This is a genomic window from Micromonospora coxensis, assembly GCF_900090295.1.
Taxonomy (GTDB): Bacteria; Actinomycetota; Actinomycetes; order Mycobacteriales; family Micromonosporaceae; genus Micromonospora; species Micromonospora coxensis.
On the sequence record NZ_LT607753.1, the window covers coordinates 1,006,965 to 1,025,486 of the forward strand.

An 18,522-nucleotide genomic window follows, 5' to 3' on the forward strand; every position below is an offset into this window, starting at 1 on the left:
GGGACGGTGCCGGGGCTCCGAGGCACGGATTCAGACGTTGGCGACCAGCAGCGCCGGCTGCTCGACACAGTCGGCGACGTGCCGCAGGAAGCCGCCGGCCACGCCGCCGTCGCAGACCCGGTGGTCGAAGGTGAGGCTGAGCTGCGTCACCTTGCGCACCGCGAGCTGCCCGTCGACCACCCAGGGCTTGTCCACGATGCGGCCCACCCCGAGCAGCGCCGCCTCCGGGTGGTTGATGATCGGGGTGGAACCGTCCACCCCGAACACTCCGTAGTTGTTCAGGGTGAAGGTGCCACCGGTGAGCCGGGCCGGCGGCAGGGTGCCGGCCCGCGCGGCGGCGGTGGTCTCCGCCAACGCGGCGGCCAGCTCGCGGGTGGTGAGCCGCTGGGCGTCGCGCAGCACCGGCACCAGCAGGCCCCGGTCGGTCTGCGCGGCGATGCCCAGGTGCACCCCGGCGGACTGGACGATCCGCTGCCCCTCGGTGTCGACGTGCGCGTTGAGCTGCGGGTACTTCCGCAGCCCGCTGAGGCAGATCCGGGCCATGAGGGCCAGCACGCTCACCGGGGCGTCCGGGGTGGCCGCGTTGATCGCCGCCCGGGTCTCCAGCAGGCCGGTGGCGTCCACGTCGACCCAGATGGTCACCTCGGGGATCTCCCGCCGGCTGCGGGAGAGCTTGTCGGCGATCACCTTGCGGATGCCGGTGAGCGGGATGACCACGTCGCCCTCGCCGGCCGGGGCGAGGCCGACGTGCGCCTGCGGCGCGTCCGGCACGGCGGCGAGCCGGGCCGCCGGGGTGGCCGTGGCGGCCTCCACGTCGGCGCGGCGGATCACGCCGCCGGGTCCCGTGCCGCGCAGCGTCGCCAGGTCCACGCCGCGCTCCTTCGCCAGCCGCCGCACGATCGGCGAGATGACCAGCGGCGCCGTCCGGCCGTCGGGGCCGGCGTCACCGGCGGCCGACGGGTTCGGCGCAGCGCCCGGCGTCGTCCGGTCGGCGCCCTGCGCCGTCGCCGGCGCCGACCCGACACCGGCGGCGGCGCCGGTCGAGGCGGGCGTGCGGGTGTCCGGCTCGGGGGCGACCGCCAGCCGGGGGCGGCGTCGCCGCCGGCCCGAGCCGCCGTGCCCGGTGCCGTACCCGATCAACACGTTGCCGGAGCCGGCCCGCTCCTCCTCGCGGTAGGTGGCGTGCCCGGCGGGTTCCCCGGCGGAGCCCGCGTCGTCCAGCGGCGCGACGGTGATCAGCGGCTGGCCGACCGGGCGGACCTCGCCCGCCGCGCCGTGCAGGGCCACGACCCGACCGGCGTACGGGCAGGGCACGTCGACCACGGCCTTGGCGGTCTCCACCTCCACCACGGTCTGGTCCACGGTGACCACGTCACCGACGGCCACCCGCCACTCGACGATCTCGGCCTCGCTGAGCCCCTCGCCCAGGTCCGGCAGCAGGAAGACCTGGGCCCGCTCCACCGTGGTCACGCCGCGCTCCCCTGCGACAGCCAGCGGGCGTCCGGCTGGTCGTCCCACTGCAGGCGGGCCACCGTGTCGAGCACCCGGTCCACCGAGGGCAGGTGGGTGTGCTCCAGCATCGGCGCCGGGTACGGGATGTCCAGGCCGGACACCCGCAGCACCGGGGCGTGCAGGGCGTGGAAGCAGCGCTCCTGCACCCGGGCGGCGATCTCCGCGCCGACCCCGGCGAAGCCCTGCGCCTCCTGGATCACCACACAGCGGCCCGTCCTGCGCACCGAGGCGGCGACGGTGCCGTCGTCGAACGGCACGATGGTGCGCACGTCGACGACCTCCAGGTCCCAGCCCTCCTCGCGGGCGGCCTCGGCGGCCTCCAGCGCGACCGGCACCGCCGGCCCGTACGCGACCAGGGTGGCGTCCGTGCCGGCCCGGCGTACGACGGCCGTGCCGAACGGCGCGGTCCGGGCGGGCAGCTCGGCCTCGGCGCTGGAGAAGTAGAGCTTCTTCGGCTCCATGAACACGACCGGGTCCGGGTCCTCGATCGCCTCGCGCAGCAGCGAGTACGCGTCCTCCACGGTGGCCGGGGTGACCACCTTCAGGCCCGGGGTGTGCGCGTAGTACGCCTCCGACGAGTCGCAGTGGTGCTCCACGCCGCCGATGCCACCGGCGTACGGCACCCGGATGACGATGGGCACGCTCAGCGACCCGCGGGTGCGGTTGCGCAGCTTCGCCACGTGCGAGGCGATCTGCTCGAACGCCGGGTACGCGAACGCGTCGAACTGCATCTCCACCACCGGGCGCAGCCCGGACATGGCCAGGCCGACGGCGAAGCCGACGATGCCGGCCTCGGCGAGCGGGGTGTCGAAGCAGCGCTTGTCGCCGAAGCGGGCCTGGAGCCCGTCGGTGATCCGGAAGACGCCGCCGAGCTGGCCGACGTCCTCACCGAAGACGAGCACCCGCTCGTCGTCGAGCATCGCGTCGGCGAGCGCGGCGTTGAGCGCCTTCGCCATGGTCATGGTGGCCATCAGGCGTCCCCCTCCTCGGCACCGGCGGCCAGTTCGGCGCGGACCTGCTCGCGCTGCTCGACCAGCTGCGGGGTCGGCGCGGCGTAGACGTGGTCGAAGAGGCTGAGCGGCTCGACCGACGGCTGGGCGTTCATCCGCTCGCGCAGGTCGGCGGCGTACGCCTCGGCCTCCTCGGCGATCGCCGCGACGGCGGCGTCGTCCAGCACACCCCGGGCGCGCAGGTAGGTCTCCAGCCGGGCCACCGGGTCGCGGTCGCGCCACGCCTCGACCTCGTCGGCGTCGCGGTAGCGGGTGGCGTCGTCGGCGTTGGTGTGCGGCTCCATCCGGTAGGTGTGCGCCTCGACCAGGAACGGGCCGTGCCCGGCGCGGGCGTGCGCCACCGCGCGGGTGAGCACCGCCAGCACGGCGACCGGGTCGTTGCCGTCGACCTGCTCGCTGGGCACGCCGTAGCCGACACCCTTGTACGCCAGGCTCGGCGCGGCGGTCTGCCGGGACAGCGGGACGCTGATCGCGTACTTGTTGTTCTGCACGAAGTACACGACCGGCGCCTTGAACACGGCGGCGAAGTTGACGCCCTCGTGGAAGTCGCCCTCGCTGGTGGCGCCGTCGCCGATGAAGGCCAGCGCCACGGTGTCGCGCCCCTGGTAGGACTCGCCGTAGGCCAGGCCGGCGGCGTGCACGCACTGGGTCGCCAGCGGGGTGCACTGCGGCGCGGTGTGCCGCAGCGCGGCGTCGTACCCGCAGTGCCAGTCGCCGCGCAGCAGGGTGAGCACCTCGACCGGGTCGATGCCCCGGGAGGTCAGCGCCATCGACTCGCGGTAGGTGGGGAAGACCCAGTCGTCGTCGCGCAGCGCGAGGATCGCGCCGACCTGGCAGGCCTCCTGGCCCCGCGAGGACGGGTAGACGGCGAGCCGGCCCTGCTTGGTCAGCGCGGTGGCCTGGACGTCGAAGCGACGCCCGACGACCATCCGGCGGTACATCTCGCGCAGCGCCTCGACGGGTGGCTCGGGATAGTCGGCGCGGGACGGCAGCGCGGTGCCGTCCGGGTTCAGCAGCCGGACCGGCTCGGCCTGCGGCAGCAGACCGGCGGACGGGTCCGGTGCGGCCGGGGTGGCCGGCCGGCGGGTGCGCGGGGATGCCCTGCGGACCGCCTGGGGTGTGGTCGTCACGGCGGGGACCTCCTGGACGTGTGGTGGCCTTATGCTCCTGCCGTTGGATGATTGACTCAAGACGCGCGGTCAACGTGGGATGAATGGCATGGACAGGGGGCTGATGTGAGCCAGGAGACCCCACCGACACCGGGCGGGCCGGGCGGAACGGGACGTTCGGCCGGGCCCCTGGACGAGGTCGACCGGCGCATCCTGGACGAACTGGTCCGCGACGGCCGGCTCTCCATACGTACGCTCGCCGAACGGGTGCACGTCTCCCGCACCAACGCGTACGCCCGGGTGGAGCGGTTGCTGCGCGACGGGGTGATCACCGGGTTCGCCGCCCGGGTCGCCCCGGAGCCGGCCGGGCTGGGCACCTCGGCGTACATCGCGCTGACCATCCAGCAGAACACCTGGCGGGAGGTGTCGGCGGAGCTGGCCCGGGTGCGCTACGTGGAGCACGTGGCGCTGCTCAGCGGCGAGCACGACGTGCTGGCCCTGGTCCGCGCGCCGGACAACGCCACCCTGCGGGACGTGGTGCTGGACCGGGTGCAGGGCATCGCCGGGGTGCTGTCGACCCGCAGCTGGCTGGTCTTCGAGGAGTTCACCGGCGCGCAGAGCCCCTGGGAGTAGGGGCGCTCAGCGCTCCGGCGGCGCCTCCAGCCCTTCCCGGTCGGCCAGCTCCAGCAGGGGCTGCAGGGAGAAGCGCCGCTCGTCCAGCCCGGCGTGCGGGTCGCCCCGGTCGGCGAACCGGGCCGGCATGCCGACCACGTCGAAGTCCTCCGGGCGGGCGTCGTCCAGCTCCGACCAGTCCAGCGGCGCGGACACCAGCGCCGCCGGCGTCGGGCGGATCGAGTACGCCGAGGTCATCGTGTGGTCGCGGGCCATCTGGTTGTAGTCGACGAAGACCGGCCGGTCGCGCTGCTCCCGCCACCACGTGGTGGTGACCAGGTCGGGGCGACGGCGCTGCATCTCCCGGCCGAGCGCCAGCACCGCCCGTCGGCACTCGCCGAAGCTCCAGCGGGGCTCGATGGAGAGGTAGACGTGCACGCCCCGGCCGCCGGTGGTCTTCGGGTACCCGACCAGGCCCAGCTCGTCGAGGAAGGCCCGCACCTCGTGCGCCACCGGCACCACCTGGTCGAAGCCCACGCCGGGCATCGGGTCCAGGTCGATCCGCAACTGGTCGGGGTGCTCCACGTCGGCGGCGGTGACCGGCCACGGGTGGAACCGCAGGGTGCCCAGGTTGGCCGCCCAGGCCACCACGGCCAGCTCGCTCGGGGCGACCTCGTCGGCGGTCCGCCCGCTGGGGAAGGTGATGTGCGCGGTGCGCACCCAGTCTGGCGCGCCCGCCGGCAGGCGCTTCTGGTAGAAGGCGTCACCCCGGTTGTCCTGCCGGGTGCCGATCCGGGCCCCCTCGAACACCCCGCGCGGCCAGCGTTCCAGCATGGTGGGGCGGTTTCGCAGGGCGCGCAGGATGCCGTCGCCGACGGCGAGGAAGTAGCGCACCACGTCCACCTTGGTCAGCCCGCGCTCGGGGAAGTAGGGCTTGTCCGGGCTGGAGACCCGGACGACCCGCTCCCCGACCCGGATCACCTCGGCCGCCGTCGTCGCCACGCCTCACACCGTAACGGCAGGCGCCGACACCCGGGCCCGGCTCGCGGAGACGGGGCGTGCGGCCGTCCGGCGCATCGCGGGATCGGCGTAGCCTGCGGGGTGGGCCCGCCTCCGCCGGCCCGGACCTGCGCTCCTAGGCTGCCGCCATGGCGACGTACCTCGACGTGCACCCGGAGAACCCGCAACCGCGGACGATCAGCCGGGTGGTCGACCTCCTGCGCTCCGACGGTTTGATCGCGTACCCGACGGACTCGTGCTTCGCCCTCGGCTGCCGGATGGGCAACCGGGACGGCATCGACCGGATCCGCGACATCCGCCAGCTCGACAGCCGGCACCACTTCACCCTGGTGTGCCGGGACTTCGCGCAGCTCGGCCAGCTCGTCCAGATCAACAACGCCCTGTTCCGGTCGCTGAAGGCGGCCACGCCCGGCAGCTACACCTTCATCCTGCCGGCCACGAGGGAGGTCCCGCGCCGCCTGCTGCACCCGAAGAAGAAGACCGTGGGCGTCCGCATCCCCGACCACCCGGTGGCGCAGGCGCTGCTGACCGAACTGGGCGAGCCGCTGGTGTCGAGCACCCTGCTGCTGCCCGACGAGGCCGAGCCGATGACGCAGGGCTGGGAGATCAAGGAGCGGCTCGACCACGTGCTCGACGCGGTCATCGACTCCGGCGAGTGCGGCACCCTGCCCACCACCGTGGTCGACTTCTCCCAGGGCGAGGCGGAGATCGTCCGCCGGGGCGCCGGGGACCCGTCCCGCTTCGAGTAGGCCCTCGCGCGTCAGCCGACCGGATGACGTGATCCACTCCGGGCGGCGGGGTCAGACCGGCTCGTCGTCCGACGAGGGCAGCGGCAGCAGCAGGGCGGTGCTGCCGGTGCGCCGGTCGGAGTGCGGGGGTGGCGGCAGGTCGGCGCCCGGTGCCCGGCTGTGCAGCCGGCCCGCGCCGGGCGGCCCGGCGCGACGGGAGACCTGGCAGGTCACCTGGTGGATCGGCGCAGGCGCGGTACCGAACCGGCCCGGTCCCCAGCGCACCCAGATCGCGACGCGGCCGGCCGCCGCCTCCGCCGCCAGCTTCTCCCAGGTACGCCGCCGATCGGTGTGGTCGACCTCGACGACCACGGGTGGCCCGTCCGGCCGGGCGCACGCCACGTCGAGCACCGACTGCCGGCCCGACAGCGGTGGCGGTAGGGGCAGCACGCTCGTCGCCCGGCGGTAGACCCGCCAGCCCTGGTCACCCGCCCAGGCGACCACCGAGTCGATGATCCGCGCCGTCACCGCGTCCGTGCCGAGGTCGACGAAGGCGAGCCGGGCGAGCGCCTGCCCGAGCGACGCCGCCAGCCGTTCGCCGTCCGCAACCCCGTCCATGCGCGCAGGGTAGCGGCTCACCCGGCACCCCCGTCCTCCCGATCGACCGGCCCGCCGCCCGGGGCGGCGGGCCGGTCACGATTCGCCGTCAGGACCGGGCGGGAAGCTGACGGTTGTCGGGCGGGGCGAGGCGGTCGGCCGACGGGTCGGGAGCGGTGACCACCTCCGGCACGCCGGTGACCGGCGGCAGGGTTGCGGGGCCGGTGACGGGCAGCGTCAGCGTGCTGCGCCCGAGGTCCACCCGGACGGTGGCGTCCCGGTCGTCGGTCTCGGTGAAGCCCGGGTCGCTCTGGGCGAGGACGAGACCGAGGACGTGGCCGGCCGGCAGCACCGCGTCGTACGCGTTGAGCGGCAGGGTGACCGTGTACCACCGGTCCGGGCGCAGCGGGCTGGTGAACCGCAGGGACCGGTGGTGCGCCGCGTCGAGCCAGCCGCGGGTGAGCACGCCGTGGTCGGTGACCGCGGTGATCTCGGCCGTGTCCCGGTAACAGGCGTCGTCGGCCTCGGTGGACTCCCCCCAGCACGACTCGGTGGTCAGCGTCCGGACCCCCTCGGAGTTGCGGTACTGGATCCGTTCCGCGGTGCCGTAGTCGACGAGTCGCGCGCTCAGCGCGGTGGTCGGCCGGTCGACCCTGATCCGCAGGCGCACCGACGGCGTCCCGGAGATCCGCAGCGGCGCGGTCAGCGGGCCGGAGAGGAACACCAGCCGCCCGGCGCGGGCGGTCGTCGGTTCGGTGACCACCTGCGGCTCGGTCAGCGACTCGTCGGTGTACGCCCGCACCACGCCCGGCCGGGCGCCCCGACCGCCGAGCGTGCCGGTCGTACCGTCGCCGGCCCCCAGGGACACCGGAACGTCCCGGGTACCCGGCGCCGGCCAGTCGCGCTGCTCGGTCCACACCCCGGGGGCGGTCTCCAGGGTGGCGCGGGGCTCCCGCATGACGCCGTTGGGCAGGCCCTGCAACCAGTAGTCGAACCAGCGGTGCAGGGTGGCCACCCACTCGGCCCGGCGGACGTCGAACGGGTCCTCGTGCCCGGCCTGGTAGAGCCAGAGCCTGCGCGGCACCTGCCGGTCGGCGAGCGCGTCCCACCAGCGGGCGAACTGGCCGGTGGTGACGTTCAGGTCGTTGACGCCGTGCGCGACCAGGACGCTGGCCCGGACCTGCCCGACCGAGCGGCGGTAGTCCCGCTCCGCCCAGTACGCGTTGTAGTCGCCGGTGTCCTCCGCGCTCTCCGCGCGCAGCCGGGCGAGCACCGCGGCGCACGCCTCGGCGGGCCTGCCGTTGACCACCCGGTGCAGGTAGGCGGGATAGTCCGAGGCGCGCAGCAGGCCCCGGTACCGCTGGTAGTCGTACCAACTGGAGATCGCGGAGATCGGCACGACGGTCGCCAGGCCCCGCACGCCGGTGGCCGCCACGCCGTTGGCGACCGAGCCGTCCCACGACTTGCCGATCATGCCGACCCGGCCGGTGCTCCACGACGCGGTGACCGGCTCGCCGTCCAGCGTGAAGCCGCGGGCCCGGCCGTTGAGCCAGTCCACCACCGCCCTCGCCCCGGCCACCTCGGCCCGGCCGCCGACGTCCTCGCAGCCGGTGGCGCGCGCGGTGCCGCTGAGGTCGACCGCGGCGAAGGCGTACCCGCGGGGGACGAACCAGTTGTCGTAGAAGAGCGGCGCCTTGGCGATCACGCCGTTCGCGTCGTACGTCTTGCGTTCGCTCTCGTTGCCCCGGCCGCAGCAGTGGTAGTACGGCGAGGCGTCCATGATGACCGGCACCCGGACGCCGGCCTGCGCCGCCTCCCGGGGCCGGACCAGGTCGACCATGACCCGGTCCCGCGCGCCGTCGCCGTCGGCGTCGGTCGGCGTCTCGACCTGGACGCTCTCCCGGACGGCGTCGGCGTAGGAGTAGACCGGCACCGTGTGGTCGCCGACGATGTGCGGCGGGTCGGGCGCGGCGTGGGCGGGGGTGGTGGGGGCGGCCGTGACCAGCAGCGCCGTGAGGGTGGCGGCGGCCAGCGCCCGGCTCCGGGCAGGCGTCATCGTGGTCCTTCCGACGGGTACGGCAGGTCAGGCCATTCCACCCCATCGATGCGACCGCTGCCTAGACCCCGTGTCCATCCGGTCACTTTCGGCGACGCCGAAGGGTTGACCATCGACAACTGTCTTCGTAACGTTCGGCGGGACCGTCGACCCTCCCTCCACCGGCGAAGGGACCTCCGTGGCACGACGACGTACCCTCTCCCTGATCCTGGCCACGACGCTGCTCACCGGCGGCACCGTGGCCCTCTCCCCCACCGGCGCCGGCGCCTCCCCGCCGCGTCCCGAGGACGAGTACCGGCCGGTGCGCGGGCCCTCCGCCCCCGCCGAGTACCGCTATCTCCAGAAGACGGTGCGCGGCGAGGCGCTGCCCCGGCACGCCTACGACACGGCGGCGAAGGCCGGGGCCCGGCTGCCCGCGGTCGGCGGCCGCTGGACCTCGGTCGGGCCGACCAACATCGGCGGCCGGATCACCTCGCTCGCGCTGGACCCGCACCGTCCCGACACCGTCTACGCCGCCGCGGCCAGCGGCGGGATCTGGGTGAGCCGCGACGCCGGCAACCGCTTCGAGCCGGCCTGGCCGGACGGCTGGACCCAGGCGATGGGCGCGGTGGCGACCGGCCCGGACGGCACCCTGTACGCCGGCACCGGCGAGGTCAATCCCGGTGGCGGCAGCATCACCTACGAGGGCACCGGCCTGTACGCCTCCCGCGACGGCGGTCGCACCTGGCGGTCGCTGGGCCTGCGCGACTCCGGCGCGATCGGCGCGATCACCGTCGACCCGGCCGACCCGAAGCGGATCTTCGTGGCCGCCGCCGGTTCGCTCTACAACGGCGGTGGCGAGCGGGGCGTCTACCGCTCCACCGACGGCGGGGCGACCTGGCAGCGCGTCCTCACCGGGACCAACGAGTTCACCGGCGCGACCGAGGTGCTGATCGACCCGCGCGACGCCGACCGGCTCTACGCCGTGCTCTGGGACCACCGCCGTACCCCGGACCTTCGCACCTACGGCGGGGTCGGCTCAGGGATCTACCGCTCCACGGACGGCGGGGCGACCTGGGCGCGCCTGGCGGGTGGGCTGCCGGCGGCCGGGCCGGAGGTGGGTCGGATCGGCCTGGGCCAGTCCGCCTCGGACCCGGACCGGCTCTACGCGATCGTCAACTCCACCGCCGGCCCGTTCGCCGGCTTCTACGGCAGCGGCGACGGCGGCGACACCTGGGCCCGGCTGCCGGACACTCCGGAGCTGACCACCTCGCAGTCCACCTTCGGCTGGTGGTTCGGCAAGGTCTGGGTCGACCCGGACGAGCCGCAGCACGTGCACGTCGCGGGCGTGCCGCTGCTGACCACCAAGGACGGCGGACGGACCTGGACGGCGGACAGCAGTTCCATCCACGTCGACCACCACGCGATGGTCTGGGACCGGCGGTACCCGCAGCGGGTCTACCTCGGCAACGACGGTGGGACGTACCGCTCCGACGCCGACGGTGACGGCGGCTGGGTGAAGGCCACCCACGAGCCGTACACCCAGTTCTACAGCGTGGCGATCACGCCGCAGGACGTCAGCCGGATCTCCGGCGGCACCCAGGACAACGGCTCGCTGCGCTCCTGGGGCGGCCCGGCCTTCAACGAGTACCTCGGCGGGGACGGCGAGGAGAACCTGATCGACCCGACCGACAAGGAGAACGTCTACGCCTGCTACCAGTACGGCAACTGCTTCTTCTCGACCGACGGCGGCGAGACGATGACGTACTTCGGCAACCGGGTCACCGCGGCCCGGCGCAACTGGTTCACCCCGGTGGTCTTCGACCCACGCGACCCGGCGGTGATGTACTACGGCGCCAACGTGCTCAACCGGTCCACCGACGGCGGCCGGACCTGGACGGCGATCAGTGGCGACCTGACCGGCGGGCCGGGCCGCGACCCGATCTACACCAACTACGGCACCATCACCACGGTCGCCCCGGCCGGGGACGGCCGGACCGTCTACGTCGGCACCGACGACGGCCGGGTCTGGGTGACCCGGGACCTGGGCGGCTCCTGGCAGCTGCTGCTCTCCGGGCAGCCGTGGGTCACCCGGGTCGTGGTCGACCCGGGGCGGGCCGACCGGGTGTACGTGACCCTGTCGGCGTACCGGTCGGGCTCCCCGCAGCCGTACGTGCTCGGCTCACTGGACGGGGGACGGCACTTCCACGACCTCAGCGGCACCCTGCCGAAGGCGCCGGTCAACGACTTGGCCATCGGCAAGGGGCTGACCCTCTACGTCGGCACCGACCAGGGCGTGTTCGTCAGCCCGACCGGCGGCGGCGTCTGGCTGCGCCAGGGCCGGGGCCTGCCGTTGGTCCCGGTCGACGACATCGAGTACGACGGCACCAACCACCGCCTCGTGGCGGGGACCTTCGGCCGGGGCATCTACGCCGTCCAGGTCCCCTGAGCGTCGCGGCTGCCGGGCCCGGACGCGGCGAGCCGGCTGCGTCCGGGCCCGGCAGCGCGCAGGTCAGCGACCTTCCTGCTGCAGCCGCTCAATGAGCATCTGCTTACCCTGCTCACCGGCCTTGCGGTTGTTCTCCTGGATCTTGCGGAACCAGGTGGCCAGCTCGCTGTCACCACGGGCGTCGGCGTCCGCGATGTACGTCTCCAGCTGCCAGATGTGCTGCAACGACATCTGCACGGCGTGGATGAGGTCGTAGTTCTTGTCCTTCACCGGGCTGGCCGGTTCCCTGACCATGGTGGCCACGGCACACCTCCCTGGGTCGGTCTCGGTGAGCCCAGCGGTTACCCGTCCCGGGTGGCTTCACGCCCCGCCGGCCGACGGCGCCGGCGACCACGCGGTGGCGCAGCCCGCACGGTTACCCGGCACGGCCGCCGGGTACGCATCGGCCCATGGCGGAACTGGCAGCCCTCTGGATCGTCCGGCACGGTGAGAGCACGGCCAACGTGGCGGCCACCGCGGCCGAGCGGGCCGGCGCGGACCTGATCGACCTCACCCACCGCGACGCCGACGTGCCGCTGTCGGCCACCGGCGAGGAACAGGCCCGGGCCACCGCCCGCTGGCTGGCCGGCCTGCCCGCGCCGCGCCGCCCCGACGTGGCGGTGGTGTCGCCGTACCTGCGGGCGGTGCGGACCGCGGAGCTGGCGCTGGCCGGCACGGGCGTCCCGGCCAGCCGGGACGAGCGGCTGCGCGACCGGGAGCTGGGCATCCTCGACGGGCTGACCGGGCACGGGGTCGCCCGCCGGTTCCCCGACGAGGCCGCCCGCCGGCAGCGGCTCGGCAAGTTCTACTACCGGCCACCGGGCGGCGAGTCGTGGACGGACGTGGCGCTGCGGCTGCGCGCGCTCCTCGGCGACCTGCGCCGCGACCACGAGGGACGGCGGGTGCTGCTCTTCGGCCACGACGCCCTGGTCTTCCTGCTCCGTTACCTGGTCGAGGGGCTGACCGAGGCGGAACTGATGGGGCTGACCCGGGAGCACGTCATCGCCAACTGCTCGGTGACCGGCTGGTCGGCCGACGCCGACGGCCGGCTCGTCCTCGACACCTTCAACGACGTCCGGCACCTGCGCCAGCAGGGCGCCCGCCCCACCGAGGAGGACGAGATCCATGCCGAACCGGTCTGAGACGAGGGTGATCACCCCGCGGCTGCTGCGCGACTGGGCACTGCCGGTCCCGACCGGCGGCAAGGAGAACCGGGGCACGGTGCTGGTGGTCGGCGGCTCCCGCTTCACCCCGGGCGCGGTGCTGCTGGCCGGGGTCGCCGCGTTGCGCGCCGGCGCCGGGGTGCTGCAACTGGCCGCCGCCGGGTCGACCGCCACGGCGCTGAGCATCCAGGTGCCGGAGGCGCTGGTGGTCGGGCTGCCGGAGACCCCGGACGGGGCGGTGGCCGGAGACGCCGGCGACCGGCTCGGTGAGCTGGTCGGGCAGGCGGACGTGGTGGCGGTCGGCCCGGGGCTGCACGACATCGACGAGGCGACGCGGGTGCTGCACCTGGTCCTGGACGCGGCCGGCCCGCGCACGGCGCTGGTGCTGGACGCGTACGCGCTCGGCGCGCTCAGCCACGAGCCGGACCTGCTGGTCGACGCCGGCCGGCCGGTGGTGCTCACCCCCAACCTGACCGAGGCGCGGCACCTGCTGGGCCGCGAGCCCGGCGACGACCTGGACGCCGAGGCCGGTGAGCTGGCCCGCCGCTACGACGCCGTGGTGTCGCTGTACGGCCACATCGCCACCGCGGACGGTGAGAGCTGGCGGGAGGAGAGCGGCGACGCCGGCCTGGGCACCTCCGGCAGCGGCGACGTCCGTGCGGGGCTGCTGGCCGGGCTGCTCTCCCGGGGCGCGACCCCCGCCCAGGCCGCCTGCTGGGCCGCCTGGGCGCACGCGGTGAGCGGTCAGCGGCTGGTCCCCCGGTTCGGGCGGATCGGCTTCCTCGCCCGCGAGCTGCTGGACGAGATCCCGCACACCCTGGCCACCGTATGACGGTCCCCGACCAGCCAATCGGATGTGTGTAACGCCACACGAGGCTCCTACGCTGTTGGTTCGGAAGCGGGCACCCCGCCCCCTTCCCGCCGGCCGCTCCCCACCAGGGGGCGTACCCCGGCTGGAAACAGCCCCTGGGAGTCTGTGTGAAGAACCTCCGTCGCAAGACACTGGCTGCCGCGTCCGCCGTCACCCTCGGCGTCGGCCTCGCCGTCACCGGCGGGCTGGCCCCGGCGGCCTCGGCCGCCGGGCCGGACACCACGTTCCTGGTCCTGGCCCCGCAGGGCGCCGCGACCGACAAGGCGGCGGCCCGCGTGGCCGCGGCCAAGGGCACCGTGGTGGCCACGTACGACCAGATCGGCGTGCTCGTCGTCCGCTCGACCAACCCCGAGTTCGTCACCGACGTGGCGGGTGCGGGCGTCGAGTCGGTCGCGTCCACCGCCGGCCTGGGCACCGCCCTGGAGGAGGGCGAGACCCTGGAGGTCTCCGCGGCCGAGGCGGCGAACACCACCGCCGACCCGACCAAGGAGCCCCTCTTCGGTCAGCAGTGGGACATGCCGATGATCGACGTCCCGCAGGCCCACGCCGTCAACGCCGGCCGTGCCGACGTGGTGGTGGGCGTGCTGGACAGCGGCATCTCCAGCAGCCACCCCGACCTGGCGACCCAGATCGCCAAGGACAAGAGCGCGTCCTGCATCGGCGGTGTCACCGACACCACCGAGGCGGCGTGGAACCCGACCACCTCCGACCACGGCACCCACGTGGCCGGCACCATCGCCGCCGCCGTCAACGGCGTCGGCGTGACCGGTGTCGCGCCGGGCGTCAAGGTCGCCGCGGTGAAGGTGGTCAACGACGACGGCTACATCTTCCCGGAGGCTGCGGTCTGCGGGTTCATGTGGGCCGCCACGCACGGCATGGAGCTGACCAACAACAGCTACTACATCGACCCGTGGGAGCTGAACTGCCGCAACGACGCGCGCCAGCGTCCGGTGTGGCAGGCGGTCCAGCGGGCCATCCGTTACTCGCAGAGCAAGGGCGTGCTGCACGTGGCGTCCGCGGGTAACTCGAACTACGACCTCGCGCACAAGATCACCGACGACGGCAGCCCGAACAACGGCACGCCGGAGGTGCGCGAGAACCTCACCAACGCCTGCCTCGACCTGCCGGCCGAGGCTCCGGGCGTGGTCACCGTCTCGGCGGTCGGCCCGACCGGGGCGAAGAGCTACTACTCCTCGTACGGCCAGGGCGTCATCGACGTGACGGCGCCGGGTGGCGACACCCGCTTCCGTACCCAGGGCGTCCGCTCCACCCTCACCGACGGCATCCTGTCGACCACCTTCAACACGGCGACGCGGACCAACGGCTGGGGCTACAAGCAGGGCACCTCGATGTCCGGCCCGCACGCCACCGGCGTCGCGGCGCTGGCGGCGTCGGCGAACCCGGGCATGAGCCCCGGCCAGCTGGCGGCGTTCCTGGAGCGCACCTCGGTGTCGCAGTCCTGCCCGGAGGGCGTCTACAACCCGGTGCCGCTGATCCCGACCGGCCCGAACGCCTACGACGCGACCTGCTCCGGCGGCGAGCGTAACGGCTTCTACGGCGCCGGCATGGTCAACGCGTACAACGCGGTGAAGTAGCAGCACCACGGCACCAGCGGTGGGACCCGGCGGACATCCGCCGGGTCCCATTCGTTTTCGCAGCTCATACCAGGGGTAGGAGATCCGGCGTCAGACGAACCAAGGAGGTCCGCCGGTGTCCACCGATGCCATCGTCCTGCTCAAAGAGGACCACAAGGAGATGCGCCGCCTGTTCCGCGAGTTCCAGAAGGCCGAGGACGGTCCGGCCGAGGCGCGCGGCCGGCTGGTGCGGCAGATCCTGGAGGCGCTGACGGTGCACACGTACCTGGAGAACGAGGTGATGTACCCGGAGGTCCGCAAGCTGCTGCCGGACCTGGAGGACGACATCCTCGAGTCGTACGAGGAGCACCACGTCGCCGACCTGCTCTGCGCCGAACTGGCCGCCATGGACCCCTCCGACGCGCGCTTCGTGGCCAAGACCACGGTGCTGATCGAGAACGTCGAGCACCACGTCGAGGAGGAGGAGCAGGAGTGGTTCCCCAAGGTGCGCGAGGCGCTCGGCCGTAACCAGCTCCAGGAGATCGGCCAGCGGATGATCGACATGCGCGCGGACGCGCCGCGCAGCCCGTCCGAGCCGAAGGCGATCAAGAAGGCGGTCGACGCGGTGACCGCCTGAGCCGCCACGACGCGACGGGGCCCGGCCGTCGGCCGGGCCCCGTCGCGTGTCAGGGGACGTCCGGTGCGGGCAGGATCCGGCGCAGCCGCCCCGGGGGTACGCTCCGCTGCCGCCACTCCCTCGGGTAGCCCACCGAGACCTCCTCGAAGCGCACCCCGTCGTGCCACGTGGTGCGCGGGATGTGCAGGTGCCCGTAGACGACCGCCACGGCGTCGAAGCGCCGGTGCCAGTCGGCGGTGGCCTCGGTGCCGCACCACTGGGCGAAGATCGGGTACCGCAGCACCCGGGTCGGGTCCCGCACCAGCGGCCAGTGGTTGACCAGCACGGTCGGCAGGGCGGGGTCACGCCCGGCGAGCCGCCGGGCCGTCTCGGCGACCCGCGCCGCGCACCACTGCGCCCGGTCCGGGTACGGGTCGGGGTGCAGCATGAACTCGTCGGTGCAGACGATCCCGGTGCGGTACGCCTCGGCCAGGGCCGCCTCCCGGTCCAGCCCCTCGGGTCGCCAGCTGTAGTCGTAGAGCAGGAACAGCGGCGCGACGAGCACCGGCCCGCCCGCGCCCCGCCACACCGGGTACTCGTCCTCCGGGGTCACCACGCCCAGGGCCCGGCACCGCCGCACCAGGTGCTCGTAGCGGGCCAGGCCCCGCAACGTGACCGGGTCGCCCCGGGGGGTCCACAACTCGTGGTTGCCGGGCGACCACACCACCTTCTCGAACCGCTCGGCGAGCAGACCGAGCGCCCACTCGACGTCGGCGGCGGTGTCGGCGACGTCCCCGGCGACGATCAGCCAGTCCCGGGGCGATTCCGGTCGCAGGGCCTCGACCAGCGCCCGGTTCTCCGGGTACCCGATGTGCAGGTCGCTGATCGCGACCAGGCTCCCGTCGCGCTCCTGTCCCGACATCAGCCGATCGTACGCAGACCGCGAAGCGTCGTGGGGAACGCGAACCTCACTCCGCCGAGCCCGGTTCGGCCATCGTGCGGTGCTGCTCGGACTTGAGCCGGTCCGGGGTGAACCGCGCGGCCGCCGCCTGGACCTTGTTCCTCAGCGAGCCGGCGACCACCTTCTCCTCGCCCTTCATCAGCGCCGCGAAGCCCGGCGCGGCGACCGTCGCCGGGTCGTCCTTCGGCCCGGCGCCGACCCGGGTGTCCTCCATGTCGGCACGCGCGAAGAACTTCGTGTCGGTCGGCCCGGGCATCAGCGAGGTGACCGTGACCCGGTGTCCTCGGGACCCGACCGCATCGGCCGGCGGCGAGGTGGATCCGGACGCCACGAGGGCGACCCGGTAGGATCGCCGGTGGGCCGTGACTGGCGCGTGGGGATGGAGCACCATCGGGAAGCGGTCCCGTCATGAGGACGCACGCCGAGCGCCTGGGCCTTCCGCACGTCAGTAGGAGGTCGCATGTCGCTGAACGCCGAATCCACCGCCTTCCGCAGCGCGCTCGAGGTGATCCGTGCCGTCGAGCCCCGGGTGGCCGACGCCATCGGCGCCGAGCTGACCGACCAGCGCGAGTCGCTCAAGCTCATCGCCAGTGAGAACTACGCCTCCCCGGCCACCCTGCTGGCCATGGGCAACTGGTTCAGCGACAAGTACGCCGAGGGCACCGTCGGCCGCCGGTTCTACGCCGGCTGCCAGAACGTCGACACCGTCGAGGCGCTCGCCGCCGAGCACGCCCGGGAGCTGTTCGGCGCGTCCCACGCGTACGTGCAGCCGCACTCCGGCATCGACGCCAACCTGGTCGCCTTCTGGGCGGTCCTGGCCGACCGGGTGGAGTCCCCCGCCCTGAAGAAGGCCCAGGTACGCCAGGTCAACGACCTCACCGAGGCGGACTGGTTCGCGCTGCGCCGGGAGCTGGGCAACCAGCGGATGCTGGGCATGTCGCTGGACGCCGGCGGTCACCTCACCCACGGCTTCCGGCCGAACATCTCCGGCAAGATGTTCGACCAGCGCAGCTACGGCACCGACCCGGCCACCGGTCTGATCGACTACGACAAGGTGGCCGAGGCGGCCCGCGAGTTCAAGCCGCTGATCCTGGTGGCGGGCTACTCGGCGTACCCGAGGAAGGTCAACTTCCGGATCATGCGGGAGATCGCCGACTCGGTCGGCGCCACCTTCATGGTCGACATGGCCCACTTCGCGGGCCTGGTCGCCGGCAAGGTCTTCACCGGCGACTTCGACCCGGTGCCGCACGCGCACATCGTCACCACCACCACCCACAAGTCGCTGCGCGGTCCGCGCGGCGGCATGGTGCTCTGCGGGCCGGAGCTGGCCGACCAGGTCGACCGGGGCTGCCCGATGGTGCTCGGCGGCCCGCTGCCGCACGTGATGGCGGCCAAGGCCGTCGCCCTGGCCGAGGCCCGCCGCCCGGACTTCGCCGACTACGCCCAGCGGATCGTCGACAACGCCCAGGCGCTCGCCGAGGGCCTGACCCGCCGGGGCGCGAAGCTGGTCACCGGCGGCACCGACAACCATCTCGTGCTCATCGACGTCTCCGGTTACGGCCTGACCGGCCGGCAGGCCGAGCAGGCGCTGCTGGACTCGGGCATCGTCACCAACCGCAACGCCGTCCCGCAGGACCCGAACGGGGCCTGGTACACCTCCGGCATCCGGATCGGCACCCCGGCGCTGACCACCCGGGGCCTGGGCACGGCGCAGATGGACGAGACCGCCGAGCTGATCCACACCGTGCTCAGCCAGACCACGCCGGGCGAGTCGAAGGCCAAGTACGTGCTGGACGCGGCGCTGGCCGACAAGGTGAGCAAGCAGGCCAGCGAGCTGCTGACCGGCTTCCCGCTCTACCCGGCCGTCGACCTGGGCTGACCCTCGCGCGCTCCCGACGCCCCGCCCGGCCCTGCCGAGCGGGGCGTCGCGCTGTCCCCACCCCGTGCCCCGCCGCCCGGCGTGCCCGCCGACCGGTTGATCCCCGTTGACCCCGCTGACCCGCCCCGCCCCGCCCCCGCCGCCCTGTTGATCAAGAAGTTCTGGGACCGTGGAGCGCTCTCTCCGTGCGCAAACTTCTTGATCAACCGGAGCCGGGTAGAGGCCCGCGCGTCCCGCCGGACACTGGCCGTTGATCAAGACGTTCTGGGACGGTGAAGCGCTCTCCCCGTGCGCGAATCTCTTGATCAACCGGCCGGGGCCGGGGTCGGGCACGCCGGGGCGGGGTG

The 18,522-nt window shown here is 73.8% G+C and carries 17 protein-coding genes and 1 riboswitch; of the genes, 8 read left to right on the forward strand and 9 right to left on the reverse strand.

The window, feature by feature from the left end; translation table 11 throughout:
- Positions 1-30: 30 nt before the first annotated feature.
- Genes GA0070614_RS04475 through pdhA form a run of 3 tightly spaced genes read right to left on the reverse strand, consistent with a single transcriptional unit; the run spans position 31 to position 3,685 of the window.
- Positions 31-1,470, reverse strand: a complete 1,440-nt coding sequence (locus tag GA0070614_RS04475) for a dihydrolipoamide acetyltransferase family protein (protein ID WP_088974766.1) — start codon at positions 1,468-1,470, stop codon at positions 31-33.
- Entirely contained in the window at positions 1,467-2,483 is a 1,017-nt protein-coding gene (locus GA0070614_RS04480; protein ID WP_088974767.1) for an alpha-ketoacid dehydrogenase subunit beta, read from the reverse strand. Before GA0070614_RS04480 ends, GA0070614_RS04475 begins: the two co-directional genes overlap by 4 nt.
- A complete protein-coding gene (pdhA, locus tag GA0070614_RS04485) occupies positions 2,483-3,685 on the reverse strand; it encodes a pyruvate dehydrogenase (acetyl-transferring) E1 component subunit alpha (RefSeq protein ID WP_172892555.1) in 1,203 nt (400 codons plus the stop codon). The genes GA0070614_RS04480 and pdhA overlap by 1 nt, the downstream gene beginning before the upstream one ends.
- A 72-nt stretch (positions 3,686-3,757) precedes the next feature.
- Here pdhA and GA0070614_RS04490 point away from each other — a divergent pair, with 72 nt between their 5' ends.
- Complete coding sequence (locus GA0070614_RS04490) at positions 3,758-4,264, forward strand: Lrp/AsnC family transcriptional regulator (protein ID WP_088974769.1); 507 nt, start codon at positions 3,758-3,760, stop codon at positions 4,262-4,264.
- 6 nt (positions 4,265-4,270) lie between these two features.
- Here GA0070614_RS04490 and GA0070614_RS04495 read toward each other — a convergent pair whose 3' ends face one another.
- Positions 4,271-5,245, reverse strand: a complete 975-nt coding sequence (locus GA0070614_RS04495) for a DNA polymerase domain-containing protein (RefSeq protein WP_088974770.1) — start codon at positions 5,243-5,245, stop codon at positions 4,271-4,273.
- 146 nt (positions 5,246-5,391) lie between these two features.
- On the opposite strand from GA0070614_RS04495, the gene GA0070614_RS04500 reads away from it, so the two are divergent.
- On the forward strand, positions 5,392-6,012 hold the full coding sequence (locus GA0070614_RS04500) for an L-threonylcarbamoyladenylate synthase (protein WP_088974771.1): 621 nt from the start codon (positions 5,392-5,394) through the stop codon (positions 6,010-6,012).
- Between the two features lie 51 nt (positions 6,013-6,063).
- Here the strand turns inward: GA0070614_RS04500 and GA0070614_RS04505 are convergent, their stop codons facing one another.
- On the reverse strand, positions 6,064-6,609 hold the full coding sequence (locus GA0070614_RS04505) for a hypothetical protein (RefSeq protein WP_088974772.1): 546 nt from the start codon (positions 6,607-6,609) through the stop codon (positions 6,064-6,066).
- Positions 6,610-6,697: 88 nt separating this feature from the next.
- Positions 6,698-8,644 carry a Xaa-Pro dipeptidyl-peptidase gene (locus tag GA0070614_RS04510; RefSeq protein WP_088974773.1) on the reverse strand — a complete coding sequence of 649 codons (1,947 nt, stop codon included), beginning with the start codon at positions 8,642-8,644 and terminating at the stop codon, positions 6,698-6,700.
- Between the two features lie 178 nt (positions 8,645-8,822).
- Between GA0070614_RS04510 and GA0070614_RS04515 the strand changes: the two genes are divergently transcribed.
- The gene (locus GA0070614_RS04515; protein ID WP_088974774.1) at positions 8,823-11,072 is read left to right on the forward strand and encodes a VPS10 domain-containing protein; all 2,250 of its coding nucleotides are present in this window, start codon (positions 8,823-8,825) and stop codon (positions 11,070-11,072) included.
- Positions 11,073-11,135: 63 nt separating this feature from the next.
- Here GA0070614_RS04515 and GA0070614_RS04520 read toward each other — a convergent pair whose 3' ends face one another.
- On the reverse strand, positions 11,136-11,366 hold the full coding sequence (locus GA0070614_RS04520) for a hypothetical protein (RefSeq protein ID WP_088979210.1): 231 nt from the start codon (positions 11,364-11,366) through the stop codon (positions 11,136-11,138).
- Positions 11,367-11,521: 155 nt separating this feature from the next.
- Between GA0070614_RS04520 and GA0070614_RS04525 the strand changes: the two genes are divergently transcribed.
- The 4 genes from GA0070614_RS04525 to GA0070614_RS04540 all read left to right on the forward strand — a co-directional run bounded on the left by GA0070614_RS04525 (position 11,522) and on the right by GA0070614_RS04540 (position 15,356).
- Positions 11,522-12,253, forward strand: coding sequence for a histidine phosphatase family protein (locus GA0070614_RS04525; RefSeq protein WP_088974775.1), 732 nt, complete (start codon positions 11,522-11,524; stop codon positions 12,251-12,253).
- Complete coding sequence (locus GA0070614_RS04530) at positions 12,237-13,106, forward strand: NAD(P)H-hydrate dehydratase (RefSeq protein ID WP_088974776.1); 870 nt, start codon at positions 12,237-12,239, stop codon at positions 13,104-13,106. Before GA0070614_RS04525 ends, GA0070614_RS04530 begins: the two co-directional genes overlap by 17 nt.
- Positions 13,107-13,252: 146 nt before the next feature.
- Positions 13,253-14,740 (forward strand): S8 family peptidase, encoded by a 1,488-nt coding sequence (locus GA0070614_RS04535; RefSeq protein ID WP_088974777.1) that lies wholly within the window; start codon positions 13,253-13,255, stop codon positions 14,738-14,740.
- A 115-nt stretch (positions 14,741-14,855) separates the two neighbouring features.
- The gene (locus tag GA0070614_RS04540; RefSeq protein WP_088974778.1) at positions 14,856-15,356 is read left to right on the forward strand and encodes a hemerythrin domain-containing protein; all 501 of its coding nucleotides are present in this window, start codon (positions 14,856-14,858) and stop codon (positions 15,354-15,356) included.
- A 49-nt stretch (positions 15,357-15,405) separates the two neighbouring features.
- On the opposite strand, the gene GA0070614_RS04545 is transcribed toward GA0070614_RS04540, so the two are convergent.
- Positions 15,406-16,257, reverse strand: a complete 852-nt coding sequence (locus GA0070614_RS04545) for a metallophosphoesterase family protein (RefSeq protein WP_088974779.1) — start codon at positions 16,255-16,257, stop codon at positions 15,406-15,408.
- Between the two features lie 46 nt (positions 16,258-16,303).
- Positions 16,304-16,552, reverse strand: a complete 249-nt coding sequence (locus tag GA0070614_RS30125) for an SDR family oxidoreductase (RefSeq protein WP_157744936.1) — start codon at positions 16,550-16,552, stop codon at positions 16,304-16,306.
- 96 nt (positions 16,553-16,648) lie between these two features.
- Positions 16,649-16,738, forward strand: a riboswitch (ZMP/ZTP riboswitch).
- A gap of 18 nt (positions 16,739-16,756) precedes the next feature.
- Here GA0070614_RS30125 and GA0070614_RS04555 point away from each other — a divergent pair.
- Positions 16,757-18,175, forward strand: coding sequence for a glycine hydroxymethyltransferase (locus tag GA0070614_RS04555; RefSeq protein WP_088974781.1), 1,419 nt, complete (start codon positions 16,757-16,759; stop codon positions 18,173-18,175).
- The last annotated feature ends 347 nt before the right edge of the window (positions 18,176-18,522 follow it).

What these genes read in the sequence shown, in the direction of transcription:
- GA0070614_RS04480 (WP_088974767.1), bottom strand. Translation starts at nt 2,483, where the DNA reads ATGGCCACCATGACCATGGCGAAGGCGCTCAACGCCGCGCTCGCCGAC.
- GA0070614_RS04500 (WP_088974771.1), top strand. Translation starts at nt 5,392, where the DNA reads ATGGCGACGTACCTCGACGTGCACCCGGAGAACCCGCAACCGCGGACG.
- GA0070614_RS04505 (WP_088974772.1), bottom strand. Translation starts at nt 6,609, where the DNA reads ATGGACGGGGTTGCGGACGGCGAACGGCTGGCGGCGTCGCTCGGGCAG.
- GA0070614_RS04510 (WP_088974773.1), bottom strand. Translation starts at nt 8,644, where the DNA reads ATGACGCCTGCCCGGAGCCGGGCGCTGGCCGCCGCCACCCTCACGGCG.
- GA0070614_RS04520 (WP_088979210.1), bottom strand. Translation starts at nt 11,366, where the DNA reads ATGGTCAGGGAACCGGCCAGCCCGGTGAAGGACAAGAACTACGACCTC.
- GA0070614_RS04525 (WP_088974775.1), top strand. Translation starts at nt 11,522, where the DNA reads ATGGCGGAACTGGCAGCCCTCTGGATCGTCCGGCACGGTGAGAGCACG.
- GA0070614_RS04530 (WP_088974776.1), top strand. Translation starts at nt 12,237, where the DNA reads ATGCCGAACCGGTCTGAGACGAGGGTGATCACCCCGCGGCTGCTGCGC.
- GA0070614_RS04545 (WP_088974779.1), bottom strand. Translation starts at nt 16,257, where the DNA reads ATGTCGGGACAGGAGCGCGACGGGAGCCTGGTCGCGATCAGCGACCTG.
- GA0070614_RS30125 (WP_157744936.1), bottom strand. Translation starts at nt 16,552, where the DNA reads ATGCCCGGGCCGACCGACACGAAGTTCTTCGCGCGTGCCGACATGGAG.
- GA0070614_RS04555 (WP_088974781.1), top strand. Translation starts at nt 16,757, where the DNA reads ATGTCGCTGAACGCCGAATCCACCGCCTTCCGCAGCGCGCTCGAGGTG.